Source organism: Vibrio sp. 378, assembly GCF_033339435.1.
In genome coordinates this window covers 1-706 of record NZ_JAWOUO010000540.1, presented here as the reverse complement: position 1 = coordinate 706, position 706 = coordinate 1, and the positions used below count along the sequence as shown (strand labels likewise).

2 protein-coding genes and 1 pseudogene are annotated in these 706 nt (G+C 46.9%); all 3 read left to right on the top strand.

The window, feature by feature from the left end; all coding sequences use genetic code 11:
- Nucleotides 1-213: pseudogene (locus R7Q48_RS27420) on the top strand (flagellar biosynthetic protein FliP); the annotation flags it as partial.
- A gap of 12 nt (nt 214-225) precedes the next feature.
- Nucleotides 226-495, top strand: a complete 270-nt coding sequence (fliQ, locus tag R7Q48_RS27415) for a flagellar biosynthesis protein FliQ (protein WP_005462792.1) — start codon at nt 226-228, stop codon at nt 493-495.
- A partial coding sequence (locus tag R7Q48_RS27410) for a flagellar biosynthetic protein FliR (protein WP_318133413.1) occupies nt 495-706 on the top strand: 212 nt, incomplete at its 3' end. The genes fliQ and R7Q48_RS27410, both read left to right, overlap by 1 nt.

The following is a 706-nucleotide window of genomic DNA, read 5'->3' as shown; positions in this document are numbered from 1 at the left end:
GTGATCAGTGAACTTAAAACTGCGTTCCAAATCGGCTTTATGCTGTTCATTCCGTTTTTGATCATCGACTTGGTGGTCGCTAGCGTCTTGATGGCCATGGGTATGATGATGCTGTCACCACTTATCGTCTCTTTGCCATTCAAGTTGGTGGTGTTCGTTCTGGTCGATGGCTGGGCGATGACGGTCGGCACTCTTTCAGCCAGTTTCGGTTAACAGGAGCCCATGATGACACCTGAATTAACCGTTACTCTATTTTCTGATGCGGTATGGCTCATCATCTTGATGGTGGCCGTACTGGTAGTGCCAGGCCTGATTGTGGGTTTGGGTATTGCGGTATTCCAAGCGGCAACGCAAATCAACGAACAGACATTGAGCTTTTTACCACGTCTGATCGTCACTCTGTTGATGGTGATTTTTGCAGGACACTGGATTCTTCGCAAAATCATGGAGTTGTTTGATTTCTTGTTCCACAACATTCCGGGGATGATTGGCTGATGGCCATCACATTTGCAGACCTCTCCGCAATTCTCGGTCAACTTTGGTGGCCGTTTTTTCGTGTGGGAGCGGTATTTTTATCCATGCCATTTTTTGGTGACGCGTTGATTCCGATTTGGGTTCGCAGCTTATTAGCACTCTCTATCGTTGTCATCACAGCGCCATTAATGCCAACAATGCCTACGGTTGAACTCTTCTCATTAACGTCTTT